The sequence below is a fragment of the Rhodococcus globerulus NBRC 14531 genome (assembly GCF_001894805.1).
GTDB classification, from domain to species: domain Bacteria; phylum Actinomycetota; class Actinomycetes; order Mycobacteriales; family Mycobacteriaceae; genus Rhodococcus_F; species Rhodococcus_F globerula.
In genome coordinates, this window is sequence record NZ_BCWX01000002.1 from 1,191,168 (window position 1) to 1,218,073 (window position 26,906).

1 protein-coding gene is annotated in these 26,906 nt (G+C 64.2%); it reads right to left on the reverse strand.

Translation table 11 applies throughout. The annotated features are described in order from the left end of the window. Positions 1 to 103 precede the first annotated feature (103 nt). Entirely contained in the window at positions 104 to 26,638 is a 26,535-nt protein-coding gene (locus RG2_RS14120; protein ID WP_033232223.1) for a non-ribosomal peptide synthase/polyketide synthase, read from the reverse strand. Positions 26,639 to 26,906: the final 268 nt, after the last annotated feature.

Below are 26,906 nucleotides of genomic sequence, written 5' to 3' on the forward strand. Positions count from 1 at the left end.
TCCCCTCTACCTGTTTGTCGAGCAGGCACAAACTCCCCCGTAGGTGCCACTTTGCACCTTAGTGCGTAGTAGTACCCAGCGGCTACCAGTTTCATGCATCGTCCTAGATGAGATGCTCTCGCAACGCTGCCGCTATGTATGCGGACGGCACTGCATCGATCATCTGGTTGTGTGCGCAGTCAACGGTGTCGGCTGCGATCGCACCGCCCACATATGCGCGCCACTCGTCGACACTATGACCGTTTTCACTAGATTGTCCGGCTATGAAAAATGCGATGTCGCCACCGAAATACGGCGGACGGTGAGCATTCACCAGTGCGACCGAGCGGGAATAGCCGTCGCTGATCCGGGCGAGGTGATCGGCCTCGATACCGGTGCCGGGCCCGAGTGTTCGCTCGAGGAGGTCGACTGCGTCGTCGAACGTCGCGACGTTTGTCTCCCCAGGCGGCAATCCGAGTCCTGCGACCAATTCGGCGACGGAGAGGTCGACAGGTTGATCGTTGTCCGCGGATGGGTAGCTGTCGAGGATCGCAACTGTGGAGACGTCCGCGTGTCGCTTCTCGAGTTCGTGGGCCACCGCGTGGGCGATGACGCCGCCAAGCGACCACCCGACCAGATGGATGGGCCCGCTGGGTGCAAGTGATTGGACGCGGTCTGCATAGTTCTGAGCGAGTTCGGTGAGGGTGCTGAAGCTGGGTCCTCCGCTCAGGGACGGCAGTTGGAGGCCGTAGAGAGGGCGATCCGGGTCCACATGCGCAGCGAATCCTGCGTATCCCCAGGCCAACCCGATGCCGGGATGGATGAAGAACAGCGGAGGTTTGGCGCCGCCTGCGCGCAGAGTGACAACCGGAGCGAGGAAGGCGGAAGTGTCGGCGGGTTGATTCGCCTGGTCTGCGGCTCGGGCAACGCCTGCGGGTGTGGGGTCGAGGAAAAGTGCTTGCAGGCGGACGCGTCGGCCGATTCGTTCGTCGAGTTCGGCAGTGATCCTCGTTGCGACGATGGAGTTGCCGCCGAGGTCGAAGAAGTTGTCGTCGATACCGACGCGGTCGACGCCGAGGACGGATGCAAAGACCTCGGTCACAACTTCCTCGGTGTGAGTTGTGGGCGGTGCATACGGCACGTTGCGGTTCTCGAAATCGGGTGTCGGGAGTGCGCGGCGATCGAGTTTGCCGACCGGCGTCATCGGGATCTTGTCGACGACGATGATTGCCGCGGGAACCATGTGTGCGGGAAGTCTGGACGAGAGATGATGCCGCAGTTCGGCTTCCGCGATGGTATGTCCGTCGACGGGCTGCACGTACGCCGCGAGCATAGTGTCGCCGGACGGTGTTTCCTGGCCGAGGGTTGCGGCGAAGGACACGGACGGGTGTGACGTGAGAACGGAGTCGATCTCCCCCAGTTCTATGCGGAATCCGCGCACCTTGACTTGGAAGTCGCTTCGTCCCATGTATTCGAGGGCGTGATCGGCATTCCAGCGAACCAGGTCGCCGGTGCGGTACATCCGTTGGCCTGGTTCGCCGTACGGGTCCGCGACAAAGCGGTCGGAAGTAAGTCCGGGGCGGCGGTGGTAGCCACGCGCGAGACCTGGGCCGGTGACGTAGAGCTCACCGATGACGCCGACGGGGACGGGCCGCAGGTGGGCGTCGAGTACCAGTCCGGCAAAACCGATGGCGGGGCGTCCGATGTTGATGTTCTTCCCTGGCCGCATGGGCGTGCTGACGGCGGCTTGGATGGTGGATTCGGTGGGCCCGTATCCGTTGAACATCCGCCGGTCGCGTCCCCAGGTGTCGACGAGTTCGGTGGGGCAGGCTTCGCCGCCGACTGCGAGTACTTGCAGCTCCGGTAGTGCCGAGCTTTCGATGGAGCTCAGCGCGGTAGGTGTGATGAAGGCATGGGAGACGTGTTCGCCCGAGAAGATCTCGGCAAGTTCGGATCCGCCGAACACGGCCGGCGGAATGATGACGAGGCACGCGGCGCTGCCGAACGCCATCATCAGTTCGAAGACCGACGCGTCGAAGCTCGGTGATGCGAGGTGGGCGATGCGCGAGGTGGTCTGCACGTTGAAGCGTTGGTGCTCTTCGGCGTTGAGGTTGGACAGGCCGAGGTGTGTGACGATGACGCCCTTCGGTTTTCCGGTCGATCCGGAGGTGTAGATGAGATACGCGGGGTGCCCGAGGCGTAGAGGCATGGTGCGTTCGGCATCGGTGAATCGGGCGGGACTCCGAGATGTGAGTTCGCGGGTGGTCTGTTCGGAGTCGACGACTATCCAGTCGATGTTCGGGGGCAGCTTCGCGTGCTGTGCTGCGACGGTCAATCCGAGGACCGCCTGAGAATCGTCGAGCATGTGGGTAATGCGCTCGTGCGGGTAGTTCGGGTCGACGGGCAGGTAGGCGGCGCCGGTCTTGGCGACGGCCCAGATCGCGACGACTTCCGAGGCCGATCGTGGCAGCGCGAGTGCAACGTAATCTTCCGGACCGATTCCCCGGGCGCGGAGCACTCGTGCCAGACGATTGGCTTCGGTGTCGAGTTCTCGGTAGGTCATGGTGCGTTCCTGGCTGGAGACTGCCGGCGCGTCGGGGTTCAGCGCGGCAGCGGTCTCGAGGATCTCGGGCCAGGTGCGCGGTCGGGTCGCGTCGGCGCCCAATGCGGGGACAAGTGATTCGGTCTCGTCGGCGCCGAGGATGTTGATGTCGGCGACGTGGATGTCGGTGCTGCCGACCACGGTGTCGAGGATCAGTTGGAGCCTCTGCGCCAACGCGTGAATGGTGTCGGGTTCGAAGAGGTCTACGGCGAAGATGAAGGCCGCGGACATTCCATCAGGTTGTCCGGCTGCGTCGAAGGATTCGTTGACGACCAGTTCGAGGTCTTCCTTTGCGGTCTTGGATTCTGTTCCGAGTGCTTCGACGGTGAGTCCGGGTAGTTCAAGCGCCACCGTCTCGTTGTTCTGCAGTTCGAGTGCGACTTGGAACAGTGGTGAGTACGACGTGGACCGGGTGGGATTGACAACGTCGACGAGTCGTTCGAATGGCAGATCCGAGTGATGGTAGGCGGCGAGATCGGTGTCGCGGATGCCGTCGAGGAGTTCGGTGAACGTCTGATCTTGGTTCACGGGGGTGCGCAGGACCAGTGTATTGACGAACATTCCGACGAGGTTCTCGAGCTCGTCTTTTCCTCGTCCGGCGATGGGTGTGCCGATGCTGACTTCGTCAGCTCCGGAGAGTTTTGCCAGGAGCACGGCAAGCGCGCCGTGTAGTGCCATGAACATCGTGATGCCTTGTTCACGAGTCAGCGCGGTGAGTGCACGGTGGGTGTCCGCGTTGATCTGGAAGTCGAAGCGGTCACCGTGGAAAGTCTGTTGGAGCGGCCGGGGGTGGTCGGCTGGTAGCGCGATGACGTCGTCGAGCCCGGCGAGTTGTGCGTCCCAGTACGCGATTTGGCTGCTGATGATCGATTCGGGATCGGATTCGGAGCCGAGGACGTGTTGCTGCCACAGTGTGAAGTCGACGTACTGGACCGGTAGCGGCTCCCAGGCCGGTGCGATGCCGGCTGTTCGGGACAGGTAGGCGGTCATGACGTCGCGTGCGAGTGGAGCCATGGACGCCCCGTCCGCGCAGATGTGGTGGACCACAACGAACAGGACGTGTTCGGCCTCGTCGGTTGTGGTGTCGACCGTGAACAGCGTGACGCGCAGCGGAAGTTCGTTGGCTACGTCGAACCCTTCCTGAGCGAGCTCGCTGATGCGACTGAAGAGATCGTCGGGTCCGACCGTTGCCGTAGCGACGGCGGGTAGGGCGTCGGCGACGTCGAGCACCTTCTGGAACGGTTCGCCGTTCCCGGTCGGGAAGACGGTTCGTAGGCTTTCGTGGCGTCCGACGACGTCGACGATCGCGGCTTTCATGGCATTTGTATCGAGGTCACCGGTCAATCGCACGGCAAACGGAATGTTGTACGCGGCTGAGCTGGTGTCGAATTGATTGAGGAACCACATCCGCTTCTGGGCAAGCGAGAGCGGAATGTTGCCGGTCCGTTCGAACGGAACGAGTGGGACGTGGATGCTGGTCGACGGTCCCTCTTCCCGCTGCGAGGAGATCAGTACTGCCAGCTGCGCGGTGGTGGGTGATTCGAAGATTGTCCGCACGCCGAGGTCGAGTTCGAGGGCGGTATTCAGCCTGGATACCACGCGGGTGGCGATCAGCGAGTTGCCGCCGAGGTCGAAGAAGTTGTCGTTGACGCCAACTTTGTCCAGGTCGAGGATGTCGGCGAACACTGCTGCGATCTGCCGTTCGAGTGGTGTCCGGGCTGCCAGGAATTCCGTGGCCGGCGCGGTGAAGTCCGGAGCGGGTAGTGCGCTGCGGTCGATCTTTCCCACGGCGTTGCGTGGTAGTTCGTCGACGATGGTGATGCTGGTCGGCACCATGTGGGTGGGCAGACGTCCGGACAGGTGCGCGACGACGGCGGCGGGGCTGAGGTCGGATCCTTCGGAAACGGTGAGGTACGACGCGAGGACGGTCGCTCCCCCTGGTCCTTCGACGCCGAGGGTGACGGAGTTGGTGACACCGTCGATAGAGGTTATCTGGGTGTCGATTTCGCCGAGTTCGATGCGGAAGCCGCGGACTTTGATCTGGAAGTCGCTGCGACCGACGTATTCGATGGTGTGGTCGGCGCGCCAGCGCACGATGTCGCCGGTGCGGTACATCCGCTCCCCTGGCTTGCCGTAGGGGTTGGCCACAAACCGTTCGCTGGTCAACCCGGTGCGCTGGTGGTAGCCGCGGGCGAGACCGACGCCGGCGATGTACAGCTCGCCGTGCGCTCCGACAGGTACGGGTTGGAGACGGCTGTCGAGGACGATTTCGCTGACGCCTCGGATGGGGCCGCCGATGGTGATGGGTGCGCCGACGGTCATGGGTTCGCTGATGTCGGCCATGACGGTGGTTTCGGTAGGTCCGTACGCGTTGGCGAGCTCACGCCCAGGGGCCCATTGCGTGACGAGGTGCGGTGGGCAGACCTCTCCCCCGACAACAACGTGCCGGAATTCGTCGAGTCCTTCGGCGTTGACGGTGGCAAGGGCGGCCGTGGTGATGAAGGCGTGTGTGACGTGTTCGGTTTTGATGAGCTCGGCAAGTTCGCTGCCCCCGTAGATATCGGTGGGCACCAGCACCATCGTGGCCCCCACACCGAATGCCTGGAGGTATTCGAAGATCGCGCCGTCGAAGCTGGGCGTCGCGAAATGCAATGTGCGCGAAGTGTGGTCGGCATGGAAGCGTCGTTGTTGGTCGAGCGCGAAGCTGTCCAGGCCGGAATGGGTGACGACGACGCCTTTCGGTTTCCCGGTGGAACCCGAGGTGTAGACGATGTAGGCGGCGTTGTTCAGGTCGATTGCACCCAGTCGTTCGTCCTGGCTGATCGGGAGTGTGCAGGCGAGGGAGACGTCCCGGATGAAGGGTTCTTCGTCGAGGACGAGCCACGGCGCCGCGGGTGGGAGTGAGTCGACGGACTCGCTGACAGTGAGGCCGAGCAGGACGTTCGAATCGGTGAGCATGTGTTCGATGCGGTCGGCTGGGTAGTTGGGGTCGACGGGAACAAATACTGCTCCGGTTTTGGTGACGGCCCATACTGCGAGCACCGATTCGATCGAGCGGGCAATGCCGATCGCGACGGCGGTTTCGGGGCCGGCGCCGCGCTTGATGAGTTCGCGGGCCAACTGGTTGGATTTGCGGTCCAGTTCCAGGTAAGTGAGTGCGCGTTCGCCGGCCGAGAGTGCGATGTGTTCGGGGAACGTTGCGGCGGCGTCGGCAAATATCTCGGGGAGTGTTCGAGTGGATCGCCCGGGGGCGCCGAAGACGGGGACCAGGTCGCGGCTCTCGAATTCGGTGAGGATGTGCATCGAGGACAGTGGTTCGTCCGGCGTCGCCGCGATACGTTCGATCGCGATGAGTATGCGTTCGGCGATGATCTCGGTGTCACGCTCGGTGAACTGGCTGGGCTGGTATTCCATCTTGATGTGGAGGGCTCGATCTTCGGAGGCGACCACTGCCAGGGGGTAGTGGGCGGAGTCACGTCCGTCGATTCCCAGGACATGCATGCCGGCGATATCGGTACCGGCGGACAGTCCGGCGCGATCGACCGGGTAGGACTCGAAGACCGTCAAGGTATCGAAGGAGGCGGCAGGGCCCACCGCTGCGGATATGTCGGTGAGTCCGACGTAGTGGTGATCGAGCATGTCAGCTTGCTCGCCCTGGATGCGAACGCACAACTCGGACAGCGATTCTCGTGCGTTCAGTTGAACGCGTACGGGCACCGTGTTGATGAAGAGGCCCACCATGGACTCGACGCCCGACACTTCGGGTGGGCGCCCGGAGACGGTTCCGCCGAATACGATGTCGTCGCGGCCGAGCAACTCCCCCAGCACAATTCCCCACGCGGCTTGGACAACAGTTGCCATGGTCAGTCCGTGCGAGCGGACAAAGGTGCGGAGAACATCGGTGCGTTCGGGCGAGAGACTGACCGAGCACACCTCACTTGTCTGCTCGGGGTCGTCGGTGGACGCGCCCAACAGCGTTGGTGTGTCGATCCCCTGCAGAGCGCCTCGCCAGGCTTCGAGCGATGTGTTGCTGTTGCGGGTGGTCAGCCAGGCGAGATAGTCACGGTAGTGCGGTGCGCGGGGCAGGATCTCGGGGTCACCGTCGGTGGCGTACAGCGTGAGCAGGTCGCGCAGCACGAGGGGCGTCGACCATCCGTCGAGCAGGATGTGGTGGTTGGTGATGACAAGTCGGGCCGAGTCGTCACTGATGCGGACGAGCATGAACCTGATCAGCGGCGCTGTTTCCATATCGAAACGCTGCGAGCGGTCGGCCTCAAGGAGGCGTGTCCACTCCGCTTCGATCTCGGAAGGCCGGAGATGTGACAGGTCCGCATCCGTCCAGTCCGCCGTCACGTCGGATCGAATGATCTGCAACGCGCGCCCGCCGGGCGCTGCGATGAATCCGGCTCGCAGGCTGGGATGACGGTCGAGCAATGCCGCTGCGGCGCGTTGCATCCGCGCGTGATCGATGCGGCCGCCGAGTTCGAGCGTCAACTGCACCATGTACGGGTTGATGCCGGTGTCGTCGAACTGTGCGTGGAAAAGCAGCCCCGATTGCAGCGGTGAGAGGGACCAGACGTCCGTCAGGTCGGGGAATCGTGTGGTCAGGTGTTCGATCGCAGGCTGATCGAGAGTGACGAGGTCGACGTCCGACGGGGTGAGTTGCCGGGTGTGCGTCTGCTCGACGTAGTTGCTGAGCGCGGTCAGGGCGCGGGTCCACAGTTCAGCTAGCTCCGACGCGTCGGTAGCGGTAAGGATTCCTCCCGGGAACGCCCAGGTGCTGCGCAGGACCAGACCGTTGCCGCTGTCCGTAGCCACGGTGTTGATGTCGAGCACCGACGCGGCCGGGAGTTGTCCGTTGTGTGGTTCGTCGAGGGTTACTCCCGGCACTGGCAACCACGGAACTTCCTCGCTGCCGGTCTCGGTACCACCAAGTCGTCCGAGGTAGTTGAACGAGATCTGCGGCGCCGGGAGTTCATGCAGTGATCGGGCGTCGTCGAGGTACTTGGCCATTCCGAACCCGATGCCGTTGTCCGGTACGGCGAGCAGCGTTTCCTTCACCGATTTCACAGCCGACGCGATGGCGTCGCCGCCGGAGAGAGCGTCGATGACGGAGATGCCGGCGAGGTCGAGTCGTACCGGGAAGATGGTGGTGAACCAGCCGACGGTTCGGGACAGGTCGGCTCCCGGTACAGCGGCTTCCTCACGTCCGTGGCCTTCGAGATTGATCAGGACATCGGTGCCGCGCTTGCCGTGCGAGTGACGCCACCCGGTCACGGCCAGTGCCAGTGCTGCGAGCAGGCCGTCGTTCACCGAGCCGCCGAACAGGTGCGGAACGGCGGTGAGAATGTTGTCGGTGACCGCGGAGTCGATGTCGACGGTGATCTTTTCCACGGTCGAACCGAGGTCGACGGCCGGGTCGAGTGCCCGGTTTCCCAGCAGTGCGTCGCGGCCGGCGGTGGCTTCCCAGCGCGTGAGTTCTGCGCGGCGCGCGGGTGCCTGTTCGGCGAGGCCGGTTGCCCACCGGCGCATCGACGTCCCACCTGCGGGCAGCGCGACCGGAGTGCGAGCTTCGGCGGCGGCATATGCGGTCGCAAGATCGGGGACGAGTAGACGCCACGACACACCGTCGACGGCGAGGTGGTGAATCACCAGGAGTAGCCGTCCACGGGCGCTGGCTCCGACAGGATCGAGCCACACCGCTGCGATCATCTTTCCGTTCTCGGGATCAAGACGACTCGACGCGTATGCCATGGCTTCTTCGGCGGTTCGGCGGAACTGCGGCCCCTGATCTGCACTGATCTCCAGGCGGTGCAGTACATCAGATGCGCGCACCGTTCCGGGTTCGGTGACGATCAGGCTGCGTGTGCCGGTGTCGAGGCGGCTTCGCAGCACATCGTGATGGTCGAGCAGGGATTGCAGGGCGTCATCGAGTGCACGGGCAATGGTGTGACGAGGCAGAGAGAGCAGCGCGCTCTGGCTGTAGCTGCGGATCAGTTCGAGATCACCACCACTGCGCTCGAGGAGCCATGTCATGATCGGCGTGAGCGGCATTGTTCCGACTGCGCCGCCGGGTAGTTCCTCCAGTGCGGGTGCGGTTTCGACGGGTTCGCTGCGGACCACCTGCGCGAGTCCGGCCACGGTTTTTGCCTCGAACACGTCGCGCGGAGTGAAGGCCAGTCCGGCGTCCTTGGCCCGCGAGACCAATTGGATCGACATGATCGAATCGCCGCCGAGGCCGAAGAAGGAATCGTCGATGCCGACCGATGGTAGGCCGAGAACGTCGGCGAACAGATCGGCGAGCATGGATTCTGTTGTGGTGGAAGGGCTTCGGTTAGACGTCGGCCCCAGAGTGAGCACGGTGAAATCGGGGGCCGGGAGATGTCCCCGATCAAGTTTCCCGTTGACGGTCAGCGGAAGCTCGTCCAGGACCACTATCACCGTCGGCACCATGTACGACGCCAATTCGGCGGACACGGAGACGGTCACTGCCTCGGAATCGATGCTCGCTCCAGCTTCGGGCACAACGTATCCGACGATTTTCGAGCTGCCACTGTCGCTGCGCACGATGGCAACGGATTGCGCGACGCCGGGGCAGCGGAGCATGGCGGCTTCGATCTCACCGAGTTCGATGCGGAAACCACGCACCTTCACCTGGAAATCGCTGCGTCCCACATACTCCAGCTGCCCCGCGTCGTTCCACTTCGCAAGGTCCCCACTTCGATACATTCGATCCCCCGAGCCACCGAAAGGGTCGGGTAGGAACCGCGTAGAGGTCAATGCGGGCTTGCCGAGATACCCGCGGGTGATCTGGTCACCGGATACATACATTTCTCCGACGACGCCGGGCGGTACCAGGCGTAGTCGCTGGTCCAGGACGTAGACGTTCATTCCCGGTAGTCCGCGGCCGATGATGCTGGCGGAGCCGCGATGCGCGTCGTCGCGGGTCAAGGCGATGCGACTGACATGGACGGTGGTCTCGGTGATGCCGTACATGTTGATCAGTGCAGGTGTTGTGGGTCTGCGGTCGAACCACTTTCGTAGTTGACCGAGGTCGAGTGCTTCTCCACCGAAAATGACGTAGCGCAGCGCGAGGTCTGGTTCGCCCGGCGCTGGGTGATGACCGCGGTCGGCTTCTGCGAGTTGGTAGAACGCGGTGGGTGTCTGGTTGAGGACGGTGACGCCTTCGCGGCGCAGCAACTCGTCGAACATGTCGGGTGAGCGGGTTGTGTAGTAGTCGACCACAACGAGGCGGCCACCGTGCAGGAGCGGGCCCCACAGTTCCCAGACGGAGAAGTCGAAGGCGTAGGAGTGGAACATCGTCCACACGTCGGTGTGGTCGAAGCCGAATGTCGGGGACGCGTTGTCCATGAGGGTGAGGACGTTGCGGTGTGAGACGAGCACGCCCTTGGGCTGTCCGGTCGATCCGGAGGTGTAGATGATGTAGGCGATCGAGTCGCCGCGCAGTGGAGCCAGGCGGTCCGCGTCGGTGATCCGGGACGGCGCAAGATGCTCGAGACGCAGGTCTGTTTCCGGTGTCCCGAGTTCGATCACCGGGAGGCTGTAACCGTCCGTGAGGCCGTCGGGCAACATCCGCCGGAACTCGTCGGACGTGATCAGGGCACCGGGTTGTGCGTCGGCGACGAGGAATCGGATGCGCTCTTCCGGGTAGGTGACGTCGATGGGCAGGTACGCGCCACCCGCTTTGATCACGGCAAGAAGCGCGACCACCAGTTCGGTGGTGCGGGGCAGTGCGACGCCGACGACGGATTCCGGTCCTATCCCCTGGGCGATCAGCAGCCTGGCGAGTCGATTCGCGCGGCCGTCGAGTTCGGCATAAGTGAGTGACGTGGTGCCGTCACCGACCGCAGTGGCGTTGGGATGCGCCGCGACGCTCGCGTAGAAGCGATCTGCGATGGTGTCGTCTGCGGTGAGCGACGCATATCCTGCGGTGTTCCATTCGGTCAGCGCTGTGCGGCGCTCGATGTCGTCGAGGATGTCGAGGTCGCCGAGCCTTGTTGTCGGCTCCTGTGCGGCGGCGGTGAGCAGTTCGACAAACCGGCGAGCATAGGTTTCCATGAGATCGGCATCGAAAAGATCTGTGGCATAGATGAACTCGGCGTCGATGCCGTCGGGAGCGCCGTGTTCCCCGTACCGTTCCGTGACCGACAGTTGCAGATCGAATTTGGCGACAGGGAGTTCGATGTCCACTCCGGACACACTCAGTCCGGGAAGTTCGAGTGTCGGCACCACGTTGTTGCGGAATTCGAGGAGGATCTGGAACAGCGGAGTGTGCGATGTGGAGCGCTCAGGGTCCAGTGTGTCGACCAGTCGCTCGAACGGTAGGTCACCGTGCTGGAACGCACCGAGGTCGATCTCGCGCACCTGATCGAGCAGGTCGGCGAAGGTGGAGTCGAGTGAGAGCGGTGTGCGCAGGACCAGGGTGTTCACGAACATGCCGATGAGGTGATCGAGTTCGGCTTCACCGCGTCCGGCGATGGGTGTTCCGATCACGATGTCGCTCTGGCCGGATAGTCGGGCAGCAAGTGCCGCGTAAGCGCTGTGCAGGACCATGAACATGGTGACGCCGCGCTGGCGGGCTACATCGGAGAGGAGTCGGTGGGTGCTCGCCGGAATCTCGAACGCCGCCACGGCGCCTTGCATCGACTGCTTTGCCGGACGGGGATGCGAGGTGGGCAGATTGATAGGGTCGGGCAGATCCGCCAGTTGGTGTGTCCAGTAGTCGAGTTGACGGGAGATCTCCGAGTCCGCGTCCTCCTCCGAACCGAGGTTCGCCTGCTGCCACAGCGTGAAGTCCGCGTACTGGACGGGTAGTTCGGCCCAGGTCGGCGCGCTGCCGGTGCTACGTGCGGCGTAGGCGGTGGCAACATCAAGCGCGAGGGGGCTCATGGAGAACCCGTCGGCGATGATGTGGTGAGCCACGACCACAAGAACGTGGCGATCCGGGGCGATCTCGAGCAGTGTGCTGCGAATCGGGACAGCGCGTGAGACGTCGAAGCTTGCTGATCCGAATTCGAGGATGCGGTCGATCAGATCCTGCTCGGCGACGGGTTCCGGTTCCAGATTCAGTGGAACGTCATCGACGGGGACGATGCGTTGCGTCGGTGTTCCGGCGGTGGCGGGGAACATCGTCCGCAAGCTTTCGTGGCGGTCAAGGACGTCGTCGAAAGCGCGGGTCAGCGCGTCGTGGTCGAGTTCTCCGGTCAGGGTGACGGCAAGTGGGATGTTGTATGCCGGTGAGCTGATGTCGAATTGGTTGAGGAACCACATGCGCTTCTGCGCGACGGATACCGGGATGGGTTCGGGGCGCTCGATCGGGGTGAGTGGCACTCGCGCGGTGAGGTCGCGGCCGGCGTTCTGGGCGGCGTGTGCCAGTGCCCGTACCGTCGGGGCGTCGAACAGGGTCCGGACGCCGATGTCGCAGCCCAGCGCGGCGTTCACCCGTGCGACGACGCGAGTCGCGGTGAGCGAGTTTCCGCCGGCGTCGAAGAAGTGTGTGTCGAGACCGATCGGTCCCGATTCGAGGACTTCGTCGAATGCTGCGGCGACCAGTCTTTCGAACTCGGTGGTCGGGGCCGTGAATTCTCCGCCCGCGGTGTCGAACTGCGGTTCCGGTAGGGCCGCCCGGTCGACTTTTCCGGTGCCGGTCAGTGGGATGTCGTGCAGGATGACAACACTGGCGGGGACCATGTGCGCGGGCAGGTGCTCACGTGCGTGTGCGAGGACGTCTGCGACGGTCACCGCAGCATCGCTGTCGATCAGGACGTACGACGCGAGTGCCTGTTGATCGGCCGGTCCGTGAACGGCGAGGGTGACGGCAAATTCGACGCCAGGCAATGCGGCGAGGGCGGTGTCGATCTCTCCGAGTTCGATGCGGAAGCCGCGGATCTTGACCTGGAAGTCACTGCGACCGAGGTATTCGACGGTACGGTCGGCGCGCCAGCGTACGACGTCGCCGGTGCGGTACATCCGCTCCCCTGGTTCCCCGTAGGGGTCGGCGACAAAGCGCTCGCCGGTCAGCCCGGCACGCTGGTGATAGCCGCGCGCCAGTCCGGCGCCGGCGATGTACAACTCACCGGGCACTCCAACGGACACCGGCTGGAGGCGTCGGTCGAGGACCAGTTCGCGCACGCCTCGGATCGGTCCACCCAGGACGACGGTGCCGTCGGCGGGTATCGGGTCGCTGATGTTGGCGCCGATGGTGGTTTCGGTGGGCCCGTACAGGTTGTGGAAGGAGCGCCCAGGTGCCCAGGTGTGCAGCAGTTCCGGTGGGCACGCTTCACCGCCGACGATCACGCACGTCAACGCGTCGATGCCGCTCGGATCCACTGAGGTGAGCATGGCCGGGGTGATGAATCCGTGGGTGACCGCCTCATCGCGCAGGACTGCGGCGAGTTCCTCGCCGCCGTACACGGTGGTCGGCGCGATCACCATGGTGGCACCGTTGGGGAACGCGAGGAGGTATTCGAGAACGGAGGCGTCGAAACTGGGCGAGGACAATGCCAAGGTGCGGGACTGCTCGTCTATCCCGAAACGCTCACGTTCCTCGTCGGCGAAGTTCTCGAGGCCGGAGTGCGTGACAAGTACGCCTTTGGGTTGTCCGGTCGATCCCGAGGTGTAGATGACGTACGCCGCGTTGCCCAAGCGCGTGGGGGTAACGCTGGGGCCCGATGCCAAGGTGGCCAGACGCGCTTGCGTTTCGGGTGAATCCAGTTCGATCCATCCGATAGCGGCGGGTAGGTCACCGGAGTGCTCGGTGGTGGTGATGCCGATGTGTGCAGCGGAGTCGGCGAGCATGAACTCGATTCGCTCACGTGGATAGCGCGGATCTACCGGAACAAAGGCGGCGCCGGCCTTCGTGATCGCCCACATCGCGACGACGGATTCGACGGACCTGCTGACGCCGATCGCGATCCGATCCTCAGCCGCGACACCATCGGCGATGAGCATCCGGGCAAGGCGATCGGATGCGTTGTCCAGTTCGCGGTAGGTGACCTGGCGCGTGCCGGCGGTCAGTGCGATCCGATCCGGAAAACGGGCCGCGGCGTCGGTGAACAGTTCGGCAAGAGTGCGATTCGACCCGCCCGGCGTCCCGTACGCCGGAACCAGTTCGCGCATTTCCTGCTCGGGCATCAGGGACAGGTGAGCCAGCGGCAAGTCGGGATGCGCGGCAATGAGTTCGAGGGTCCGCATCAACCGGTCGGCTACCGCGTCGACGTCCCGATCGGCGAGTGCACCCGGGAAGTACTCGAACTTGAGCTTGAACATGCCGCCGTCGGTGGACGCGATGACGGCCAACGGGTAGTGCGCGGCGTCCTGCGCGTCATGCACGTCCAGTACGTGCATTCCGGCGATGTCTATTCCGGCGGACAACCCGGTGCGATCGACCGGGTACGACTCGAAGACGGTCAATGTGTCGAACGTGGCTGCGCTGCCCACTGCGGCCGAGATGTCCGGTAGACCGACATAATGGTGGTCGAGCAGCGCAGTTTGCTCACTCTGCACGCGAATGCACAACTCGGCCAAAGACTCTCGTGCGTCGAGTCGCACCCGGATGGGAACGGTGTTGATGAACAACCCCATCATCGATTCGATACCGTGCACCTCGTGTGGACGCCCGGACACCGTGCCGCCGAAGATCACGTCGTCGCGGCCGAGCAACTCGCTCAACACGAGTCCCCAGCCCACCTGGATCAGTGATGCCATGGTCAGTCCGCGGGATCGAAGGAACCCGCGCAGGGCTTCGGTTCGCGCGACATCGAGTTCGAGGAAGGTGTCACGCGATGTAGTGGTCAGTTCTTCGGCCGTGTGGGCATGCGTGACCAAGGTCGGTTCGTCCATCCCGGCCAGGGCGTGCGACCAGGCTGTCAAAGCCGACTCGGTGTCGCGATGTGAGAGCCATTCGAGATAGTCACGGTACGGATGGACGCGTGAGAGGGCACTTTGGTCGGAGTCCGTCGCGTACAGCGTCAGCAGATCCCGCAGCAGCAACGGCATGGACCAACCGTCGAGGAGGATGTGATGGTTGGTCAGAATGAGTCGGTAGGTTGTCTCCCCCGTACGTAGGAGCAGGAAACGCAGCAACGGCGCGGTGGCCATGTCGAACCCGCGGACGCGATCTGCTCGGAGCAGTTCGCGGAATTCTGTGTCCTGCTCGCTGAGCGGCAGCGGGGAGATGTCGATCTCGGTCCACGGCACAACCGCATTCGCGTGGACGATCTGCACGGAGTTGCCGGCCTCGTCGGTGACAAACGAGGTGCGGAGGTTGTCGTGCCGATCGAGCAGTGCCTGCGCGGAGCGATGGAGACGCGCAGGTTCGACGCTCTCGAGGTCGAGGGTCAACTGCACGGTGTACGCGTCGACGGTGTGTTCGGCGTACCGCGCGTGGAAGAGCAACCCCGCTTGCAGGGGTGAGAGTGACCAGATGTCGGCCAGATCGGGGATCTGCTCCTCGAAGCGGTCGATAGCGCTCTGATCGAGGTCGACCAGCGGGAGATCGGACGGGGTGAACCCTCCGCGTTCGGAATTCTCGGCGTGGGCGGCCAGTGCGGTGAGCGCCGATACCCACAAGTCCGCGATCTCCCGGACATCGCCGTCTGACAGAACGCCGGACGGGTACGCCCACGTAGCCGACAACTGTGGTCGCCCGTCGATGTCGGTGGCGACGGCATTGACGTCCAGGACGGCCGCGAGCGGCATGTCGGATCCCCGCGCGGATGCTTCCAGATCGACGTCCGATGCCAACGCCCAGTCGCCGTCGTGAGAAGATTCGGAGCCGCCGAATCGGCCCAGGTAGTTGAAGGAAATCTGAGGCGAGTCCGGTCCCGACAGTTGTTGCTGCCCGACATCGTCGAGATAGCGGAGCAGTCCGTATCCGATGCCGCTGTCGGGAATTGTGTGAAGCAGTTCCTTGACCGATTTGAGAAGCGGTCCGGCATTTTCCTGCCCGGACAGCAGTGCGGCGGTATCGACTGCCGATAGATCCACCCGCACCGGGAACACGGTCGTGAACCAGCCGAGCGTGTGCAGAACATCGGCACCGGGGACGACGTGCGCCTCGCGACCGTGTCCCTCCAACGAGACCAGCACGTCGTCGGCCCGAACTCCGCGAGACGATCGCCACTGCGTCACCGCCAGCGCCAGCGCAGCGAGCAGTCCGTCGTTGACCGAGCCCGAATACAGCGCGGGCAAGGCGGTCAGCACGGTCTCGGACACGTCCACCGGAACCTCGACGGCTACGCGCGCCAACGCCCGGCCGGTATCGAGGTGCGGGTCCAGCGGCCGCGAACCGATTTGCGGGTCCGCTCCGGCCAGCATGGAACGCCACAGGTCTATCTCGCTGCGACGGGTCGGGGCGATCTCCGCGAGGGCGGTTGCCCACCGCCGCAGGGACGTCTCACCGGGGGTCGACGTCGAGGCGGGGGTGAGTCCGGCGTCGAGTTGATGGAAGGCTGCCGCGAGTTCGGGTACCAGTACCCGCCAGGAGACACCGTCCACTGCAAGATGGTGAATGACCAGGAGCAAGCGTCCGGCGCCGGTGGGGCCGGACAACCAGGTGACCTTGATCATCGACGCGTTTCGTGGATCCAACGCGTCGCGGGCGTCGTCGAGGGCGGTGACGATCGCCTCGTCGAACTCCGACGTTCCCGGTTCGGCGTCCACCTGAACGCGTCGGCACACGTGGGCCGCGTCGATGCTCCCGATCTCGCCGACGACCAGCGCCCGGTGCGGTTGCAGTTCGAGTCGAGCGCGCAGCGTTCCGTAGCGGTCGAGAACGACTTGTACTGCGGCAGTGAGCTGTTCGATGCCATGCAGAGCAGTGGGGGCGTTGAGCAGAGTGGACTGCGAGAACGAGTCCAGTCCTGCCGTGTTCACGGCAAATCGATCGAGCCACCAGTGCGCAACCGGCAGGAGCGGCATCGAACCCACTCCCCCTCCCGGCAGTTCCTCCAGCACGAGCGGTGCGGCGTCTTCGGCGAGCTCGATCACTGCCGCAAGTGCGGCGACGGTCTTGGCTTCGAACACCTCACGCGGCGAGAACACGATGCCGCTCGTGCGAGCGCGAGCCACCAGTTGGATCGACATGATCGAATCGCCGCCGAGTGAGAAGAACGAATCGTCCACGCCTACCGAATCCAGCCCGAGAACGTCGGCGAACAATGCGGCGAGAGCCGTCTCGAGTTCGGTTTCCGCTGCTCGCGAATGCGTTCGGGCGGCAGCGAAGTCCGGGACCGGGAGTGCGCGGCGATCAAGCTTTCCGTTGGACGTGCGCGGCAATTCGTCCAGGACGACAACCGTCGACGGCACCATGTGCGGGGCCAGTTGGGTGCTGACCACCGCGATGACGTCATCCGGACTCAGAAGCGAGACGTCGGTATCCGAGGCAACGACATATCCGACGATCCGTGCCGGTCCGCCGTCACGCTCGACCGTGGTCGCGACAGCTTGAGCCACACCAGGGCACCCTGTGAGTGCCGTTTCGATCTCGCCGAGTTCGATGCGGAAGCCGCGGATCTTGACCTGGAAGTCGCTGCGACCGAGGTACTCGAGTTCCCCTTCACCGTTCCAGCGGACCAGGTCACCGGTCCGGTACATCCGGCTGCCTGGGGCTCCGGCGGGATCGGCGACAAAGCGTTCGGCTGTGACGGCGGTTCGGTTCCGGTACCCGCGGGCCACACCGTCGCCGTTGACGTACAGCTCGCCGGCCACACCGATCGGCACGGGGTGTAGTCGCGCGTCGAGGACGGATGCGGTGATCCCGAGCGACGGCCGTCCGATACTGACGCGCCGCGACGGCGTCAGCGGTTCGGTGATACTCGCGACGACGGTCGATTCGGTCGGCCCGTACGCGTTGATCATGATCCGCCCCGGGCGCGCCCAGGCAGCTACCAGTTCGGGCGGGCAGACGTCGCCGCCGGTCCCGACAGCCTCGAGTTCGCCCAGGACGCTTCCGTCGACGGTTGCCAGAGCGGCGGGTGTGATGAAGGCGTGAGTGACGTGCTCGTCGCGCAGCAGAGCCGTGAGTTCGTCGCCGCCCAGAATCGAGGGCGGCGCGATCACCATTGTTGCGCCCGCGGACACCGCGAGCAGCAGTTCGAGGACCGAAGCGTCGAAGCTCGGTGAGCTGAAATGCAGAGTCCGCGAGTGTGCATCGACCCCGAACGTGATGCGTTCCTGCTCGGCGAGTGCTGCCAGGCCCCGGTGCGTGACCATGACGCCCTTGGGCAGTCCGGTCGAGCCGGACGTGTAGATGACATAGGCAACGTGGTCGAGGGATCGGGGCCCGCGGAGTTCGGAATCGCGGATCGGCGCGTCCGATGCGGCAGCGCATTCTGCGCGGACCTCCATCGTGTCGAGAACAACCGTGCTCACGTCCGCCGGAATGGTGTGTGTGTCGGCCGTGGTGGTCACGACTACACACGCGCCGGAATCGGTGATCATGTGCTTGATCCGGTCTGCCGGATACGACGGGTCGACGGGAACAAACGCTGCACCGGTTCGAGCAACAGCCCAGATCGCGAGCACGGACGTCGCCGATCGCGGCAAGGCCAGCGCCACGACGGTCTCCGGGCCCGCGCCGCGCGAGATCAGCACTCGCGCAAGTTGATTGGCGTGCCGATCAGCAGCTTCGTAGGCGATCTCGATTCCCTCGAAGGCCAGCGCGATCGAATCGCTACGGTAGTTCGCCGATATCAAGTCCGGCAGAAGCGCAGGTTCGGGAAGTGCTCGCGTGTCGGCGGCGCGCACCTCGGCGCTGCCGAGCAAGTCGATGTCGCCAACGGGCGCGTGTGGATCCCGGGTGACCGCGTCGGTGATTCGGAGCAGGTACTCGGAAAAGCGCTCGATGGTGGCGCTGTCGAACAATGCGCTCGCGTAGGTGAATCCGGCCTCGATCCCCGCCGGTTCGCCGTGCTCGTCGAACTTCTCGGCGAGCGTCAACTGAAGATCGAAGTTGGACACCACTGTTTCGAGGTCGAGAATGTCCACGTCCAGGCCGTCGAGAGTCAATGTCGGCCGCTCGGTGTTCTTGAACTCGAGCATCGCCTGGAACAGTGGAGAGTGCGACGTCGACCGCTGCGGCGCCAGGGCATCCACGACGCGCTCGAACGGAATGTCCGCGTTGTCGAAGGCGTCCAGGTCGACACTGCGGACCTGCTCGAGAGCGTCGGCAAAGGAACGAGCGGGGTCGAACCCGGTGCGCAGGACCAGTGTTCCCACGAACATGCCGACCATCGGGTCGAGCAGCGCGTTACCTCGGCCGGCAATGGGTGAACCGATCGCGATGTCGTCCATCCCGGACAGTCGTCCCAGCAGCAACGCATATGCCGCGTGCATCGCCATGAAGAGGCTGCTGCGAGAATTCTGCGCGGTGGCAAGCAACCGTCGATGTACGTCCGCGTCGATCTCGAACCGTACGACATCGCCGGACAGATCCTGAACGCGTGGACGGGGTCGATCCGTCGGAAGTTGGAGTACTTCAGGGAGCCCTTCGAGTCGGTGTGTCCAGTAGTCGAGCTGGCGGGACAACTCGCTCCCGTGTTCGGCGACATCGCCGAGAACGCTCTGCTGCCACAACGCAACGTCTGCGTACTGGATCGGCAGCGGTGCCCAATTCGGCATGAAGCCGCGAGTGCGCGCGGAATACGCGGTCATCACGTCGATTGCCAGCGGCGCCATCGAGAAACCGTCCGCGCAGATGTGGTGCACCACCACGACGAGGACATGTTCGTCAGTCGATACCCCGATCAGTTCCGCTCGGATCGGCGGTGCGGCCGTGACGTCGAATCCTGCCGTGGCCACCTCGTTGATCCGGCTGCGGAGCTCTTCCAGCGCGCAGCGGTGCAGTGGCAGCGACGGCAACGCATCAGCTGCCGGAACGACGACCTGAGCGGGAACACCGTCCACCATCGGGAACGACGTGCGCAGCGATTCGTGCCGATCGAGTACGTCGCCGAGCGCATTCTGCAGGGCACCGTGATCGAGGTCGCCGCGCATCCGGATCGCGATAGCCACGTTGTACGCCGACGAGCTGATGTCGAACTGGTTGACGAACCACATTCGCTTCTGGGCCAGCGACAACGGGATTCGGTCCGGACGCGCCTGCGGTTCCAGTGGAAGCGTTGTCGCTGCGCGCGCCGCGCTCTCGCAGTTCGTTGCCAAGCCTTCGACTGTCGGCTCGTCGAAGATACTGCGAATTGACAGGCTCACCCCCAGCGCGTCGTTGATACGGGCAATCGCGCGGGCCGCGATGAGGCTGTTGCCGCCGATGTCGAAGAAGTTGTCGTCGACGCTGATCTCGTCGGTACCGAGAAGATCAGCGAGGATGTCTGCGATGGTCTGCTCGAGCGGCGTCCGTGGTGCGACATATGCACGCGTGCTCGTAAAGGTGGGATCCGGCAACGCCGTTCGATCGAGTTTTCCGGTGGAACCGAGCGGAAAAGCATCCATCGTGATGATCGACGACGGCACCATGTACGCCGGAAGTTCGTCCCGAAGCACCTGCCGAATCCGATCCGGGTCGAGAGCAGCCCCCTTGTCGCCGATCGCGTATCCGACAAGAGAATCGCCGAGCGCGTCGTCGTGATGAACACGGGCAGCTGCCTGCGCTACCCCCGGGGTGCGCAGTATCGCCGATTCGATCTCCGGCAACTCGATCCGCAAACCACGAATCTTGACCTGGAAATCTTTCCGGCCGATGTAGTCGAGTTGACCGTCCACCCGCCACCGCACGATGTCGCCCGTGCGATACATGCGGGCGGCCCCGGTTCGGCTGTACGGATCGGCCACAAAGCGGTCGGCGGTGAGCTCACTTCTGCCGAAATAGCCGCGCGCCAACTGGACGCCGGCGAGGTACAACTCGCCGTGAACGCCGACCGGAACCGGATGCAGGCGCGAGTCGAGCACGTAGACCTGGGTATTCCAGACCGGTGCGCCGATCGGAACCGACGCTCCCGGGCCCGGCAGGTATTCGGACGCGGTGACGTCCACAGCTGCCTCTGTGGGGCCGTACAGATTGTGCAGGGCGCCGTCACTCACGCGGGTCAGGGCCATCGCCGTGGCCGGAGGCAGTGCTTCGCCGCTACTGAACACGTGGCGCAGAGTTGCGCAGTCGCCGCGCGATGCGACGGCAACAAACTCGGCGAGCATGGACGGAACGAAGTGGGCCACGGTGACCCGAGATTCGGCGATCAACGTCGAGAGATAGGTCGGGTCGCGGTGACCGTCCGGCGCCGCGATCACCAACTCCGCGCCGGTCTGCAGGGGCCAGAACAGTTCCCAGACCGAGACGTCGAAAGTGATCGGCGTTTTCTGCACCACGACATCCGACGGTTCCAGCGGGTAGGCGCCTTGCATCCACTTCAGCCGGTTGACTATCGAACGATGCGATACCGCAACACCTTTCGGGCGACCGGTGGAGCCGGACGTGAAGAGGACGTAAGCGATGTTGTCCGGGTGGAGCGGAGCAATCCGGTCGGCATCGGTGACCGGAGGGGTCGGCGAAGCCTCGAGGTCGACATCGAGGATGTCGATATCCGTCGGGAGGTGCCCGTGATGTCCATTGCTTCCGAGGACACACACCGGTGATGCCACGAACAACACGTACCGGATTCGTTCCTCGGGATGGTCCGGATCCACCGGGACGTATGCGCCGCCGCTGCGGATGACCGCATGGATCGCCACCAACAGTTCCAGCGAGCGCGGGATCGCCACCGCGACGCGCTGATCAGGCCCGACGCCGCGGGCGATCAACGTCCGAGCCAGTGCGTTCACCTGGTTGTCGAACTGTTCGTAGGTCAGAGCGGCGTCACCGAAGCGCAGAGCGACGGCTTGGGGACTCCGCTCGGCCTGGGCGCGTGTCAGATCGTCCAGGGTCAGTGCCTCGAGCGGTCGCGACGTCGCGTTCCACCGCTCGAGGACCAACGTGCGCTCGCCTACTGCGCACAGGTCGATGTCTCCGACGACGGAATCCGGCTTCTGAGTCGCTGTGTCGAGAAGAGAGACAAACCGATCTGCCAATCCGGACATGGTGTCGGAGTCGAACAGATCACTTGCGTAGTTCAATCTCCCCTCCAGGTGATCACCGCGCTCGGTGACAATGACCTGGAGATCGAATTTTGCTGCGCCGGTGTCTAATTCGTCCACCGAGACGGTCAGGGACGGCAGAGCAACCTCGGTGGGCGTTGCACCCTCCATGACAAGCATGACCTGGAACAGCGGCGAGTCACCGCTCAGAGCGTCCACCAGCACGTCGTAGGGAACGTCGCTGTGCCGCAGTGCTGCCACATCGGTGGCGCGCGTGCGGGATACGACGGTTTCGAAACTCGCGGCCGCGTCGATGACGGTGCGCAGGGCCAACGTGTTGACGAACATGCCGACGACGTCGTCGAGCGCGCGCTCACTTCGCCCGGCTACGGGTGTGCCGATGACGATGTCGTTCCCGCCGCACTCCCGAGCGAGGAGGACCGCCAAAGCTGCATGCACCACCATGAACACGCTGGCATCGTGCTCGGCAGCGATGGCCGCAACACGGCGATAGGTCGGTGCATCGACAGTGAAGTTCACGTCGTGGGCGCGCAGGAATCCACGCGCCGGGCGCGGATGATCCATCGGAAGTTCCGGAAGGTCGTCGCGGGCAGCGAGTTCCCCGCGCCAGAAATTCAACTGCGAGCCGAGTATCGAATCGGGTGTTGCCGCATCACCGACCACGCGGCGTTGCCACTCGCTGAAATCGCCGTACTGCACCTCGAGCGGCAACCACGCCGGAACCCGTCCGGACTCCCGGGCCGAGTACGCCACCATGACGTCGCGGGCCAACGGTGTCATCGACAGACCGTCGGCGGCGATGTGGTGCACCACCAGAACCAGCACGTGGTCGTGTTCGGAGGCTTCGAGCAACACTGCACGCACCGGGGGCGCCGACGTGACGTCGAACCCCAGCCGCGCCAGCTCTTCGGCTCGGGCACGCATCGCGCCGGCGGAAGTCGTCTCGACGGTCAGTTCCGGATTCACATCGGCGACGTCGAGCACCTTCTGCACCGGACCCCACGCGGTGGCCGGGAACACCGTGCGTAGGGACTCGTGGCGGATCAGGACATCCCGCAGGGCTGTCGACAATGCCGCCACGTTCAGAGGACCCGTCAAGTGGACGGCGATCGGAATGTTGTACGCCGGCGACGCCGGGTCGAGTTGGTTGATCAGCCACATGCGTTGCTGCGCCAGTGATGCCGGAATCGGTTCGGGACGTTCGATCCTCGTCAACGGCGGGAGGAGAGTCTCACGTGAATCCGAGGAATCCGCGCGCGCAGCCAATCCGGACACGGTCGGCGCCTCGAACAGATCGAGCACGCTCAGGGACGTGCCGAGCGCACCGTTCACCCGCGCAACCACCCGCGTGGCAATCAGCGAGTCGCCGCCGAGGTCGAAGAAGCTGTCATTCGTGCCGGCGCGGGCGATGCCGAGAAGATCGCAGTACACAGCCGAGACGCGCTTTTCGGTAGAGCTTTCCGGTGCGCGGTACTCGCCGATCCCCGACGCCTCGTCGATTCCCGGCAAGGCGTTGCGGTCGATCTTCCCGGCGGGTGTCAGGGGAATCGCGTCCAGCACCACGATGCGTGAGGGCACCATGTGCGGTGCCAGCGATGCCGCAGCATGCGCCGTCACCTCCGGCACCTCGATACGCATCCCCGGCGCTGCCGTGACGTACGACGCCAGCATCGTCTGTCCGCTGCTGCCGCTCACCCCGACAGTCACCACGTCGTCGAGGCTCGGATGCTGACGCAGCACTTCGTCGATCTCACCGAGTTCGATCCGGAATCCGCGGACTTTGATCTGGAAGTCACTGCGGCCGAGGTATTCCAACTCACCGTCGGCAGTCCAGCGAACCAGATCGCCTGTCCGGTACATCCGCTCGCCGGCTTCCCCGTTCGGGGCAGCGACAAAACGCTGAGCCGTCGTGGCGCCCTGTCCGTGGTAGCCGCGGGCCAGGCCGACACCACTGACGTACAGCTCACCGGCTACCCCGATCGGCACGGGGTGCAACCGTGCGTCGAGCACCATCGCCGACGCTCCCCGCACGGGTTGACCGATCGTGACCGGAACGTCGCTGCGCAGCGGACCGGCCATGGTGGCGACAACAGTCGTCTCGGTCGGTCCGTACGCGTTGAACATCAACCGGTGCCCGGACCATTGCTCGACAAGCGACGACGAGCACGCGTCACCGCCCGTGGCGATCACACGCAGCAGGGGCAAGTGGTCCGGATCAACAGTCGCGAGGGCAGCCGGGGTGATGAATGCGTGCGTCACTTTGCCCGCGCGCAGGACCTCCGCCAGTTCTTCACCGCCGTAGACCGTGGGCGGTGCGATCACCATCGTCGCCGCGGCTCCGAACGCAAGCAGGAGTTCGAGAACGGACGCATCGAAACTGGGGGAAGAAAAGTGCAGGGTCCGTGCGTCGGGGGTGGTACCGAAACGGATTCGTAGTTCCTCGGCAAAACTGCTCACGCCGCGATGCGTGACCACAACGCCCTTGGGCACGCCGGTCGAACCCGAGGTGTAGATCAGATAGGCGGGATCGTCGAGTCGCAGCGGCCTCAGCAGATCTGCGTCGGTGATAGCTGCGCTCGAACGGTGCTCCAGGTCGCCGAGCACCAGCCAGTCGACAGTGTCCCCCAATCCGCCCCGGACATCACTGGTGCAGATCCCGAGTGTCGCCCCGGAGTCGGTCAGCATGTGCGTGATCCGGTCGGACGGATAGTGCGGGTCGACGGGAAGGAATGCGCCACCGGCCTTCGCCACAGCCCAGGTGGCGATCACCGATTCTCGTGAACGTGCCAGTGCGAGCGCAACATACGTCCCCGGGCCGACTCCGCGCGCAATCAACTCTCGCGCCAGCGCATTCGACTGGGCGTCGAGGTCTCGGTACGTCAGTGCCTGATCGCCCACGACTACCGCGTCGGCGTCCGGATTCACTTGTGCGGCGGTGCACAGAATGTGCGCGAGAGTGCGGGGGGACGCCGCTGCGGGACCGGGAACTGCGCGGAGCGATTCCCCTTCGGCCTCGTCGAGTATCGGCAGATCACCCACTGCGATGCCGGGAGATTCCAGCGCCCGGCCCAATGCCCGCAGCACTCGCGTGAGCACCTGCTGCGCGGAGCGCTCGTCGAGCACATCCTGGTCGTAGGCGGCGTCCAACGTCAACGTTCCCGCGTCGTCGACCACACCGATGGAAAGGTCTGCGCCCTCGATTGTGCGGTTGGTAGGACCGTCGGTCAGGACGACATGCAGTCCGGCGGTGTCCACTACGCCCTGGCTGTAGTCGCGGACCGTAACATCATGGTCTGCAACATCATTCAACACATCGGCGCACGAATGCGCTTGATCGACTGCGCTGCGGAGCGGCACTACGGGTGCGCCCGGCGCAAATCGAGCACCGATCACGATGTCGTCGGTGTTTGTCAGCCGAGACAGCACGATGGCCAGGGCGCCGTGAACCAGACTGAACACGTCTGTGCCCGCTGCCCGCATGCGCTGGTGCAACTCGGGTGCGATCGGGGTGCGCAGAGTTCCGATCTCCTCGCGGTGATCCGAGGTGCGTGGACGATCAAGCACCACCGACGCGCCTTCGGGGGCGTCCGTCATCTCCCTGGCCCAGAACTGCTCGAGCTCACGAGCCCGCGCGCGCTCGCCACCGATCTCAGCTGTCCTGCGATGAACGTGATCCAGCGGTGTGCCGGGACCAACCGCGATCAACTCACGAATCAACTCCGCAAAATCTGCGTGGTGCTCTTCGAGTTCGGTGCGCTCGTAACGATCCGGATTGGCGCGGAACTCGATCAGCGTCTTGACGGGACTACCGCTCTGATAGATGTTGACCAGCAGGTCTTCCACCGGACCCGACGTCACGATGTGGTACTCGCCGACCATCGGACCCAAGGTGATTTCCTGACGGAAGAGCATCACGTTCATCATCGGCCCGGACAGTCGCTGATCCTCCATCGACAGTCCGGCATCCCGGCGAATGTCTTCGAGGCTGCACCGCTGATGCCGAAGCGCGCCGAGTAGCTCGAGCTGCACCCGCCCCACCAAATCATCGACAGTGTCACCCGGGAGCACCTCGATATGCAGCGGAGCCACGTTGACCAACATGCCGCCCGAGCGCTGCAACGGCGCTGTGGTGCGAGCCGAGACCGGCAAATTGATCAACACGTCCCGATAACCGGTACGACGCGATAGGTAGCAGGCCAACGCCGAAATCAGCACAGCAGCCGGCGTTGCACCCGAACGTGCACTCCACTCGTCCAGAGCTGCGACGGACGTTTCCGACAGCGAATCCGTCACAATCCGAGAATGCGCGCGAGGTGGTGCTTCCCGGCCCGCGAGTGTCGATCCGTGATCCACGCCCGCGATGCGCTCTGCCCAGTACTGCCGATCAGCATCGAATCGACTCGACGCCCGATACGCCTGGTCCAACTCCGACAGCTTCACCACATCGAGCGCTTTGTTGGGCGCGGGCTCACGCCCCTCGAGTTCTGAGGTGTAGAGCGCCGCTATGCGGTTGACGATGGTCATGCCGCTGTATCCGTCGAGCGCTACGTGGTGAATTCGCGTGTACCACAGGTAATCTCGATCCCCCGTTTGCAGGATCGTCATTTCGACCAGACGGTCTCGCGTCAAATCGAGCGGTGTTGCGTGATCGTTGTCCATCCACTCCGCAGCAGCTTCGCGCGGATCGTCACATTCTCGAAAGTCGAAGTAGTCGATCTCCGCGCCGATTGTGGGGTCGACGATCTGGCACGGCTCGCCATCCGGGTACATCAACCGCAGGAACGGTGATTCGAACTCGTGCGCCGCCGCCACCGCAGACCGCGACAACAAGTCGATGTCCAGGTCGCCGTGGATCTCGATGTACTGCGCGATGAAATACGGAACCGCCGGGTGTAACTGCTGCGCAAACCACATGCTCCGCTGCACCGCGGACAACGGAAACGCCCCGGCAGGCAGAGTTCGCGACTGCTCATCCCGATTGTCGGTACCCATCACAACCACCCCCGCATGCTTCGCCGGGAGTGGCGATCGAAAGGTGTGGTTCGGGGATTGAAGAAGTACATCGCACCGCCTCGATATCGAGAGTGGAAACCATGAACGACCCTGTTCGAGCCACCGCACATCGCGTCGATCGCGATTAATGGGTCGGCTCGGAGTTCGAACCTCCCCGAAGGTCCGAACTGAAGGATTGAAGTTGTGTCGCCTCGTGCGCCCACCGCATATTCACGGCGGCGCGCACACAGCTACAAAGTGATTGCCC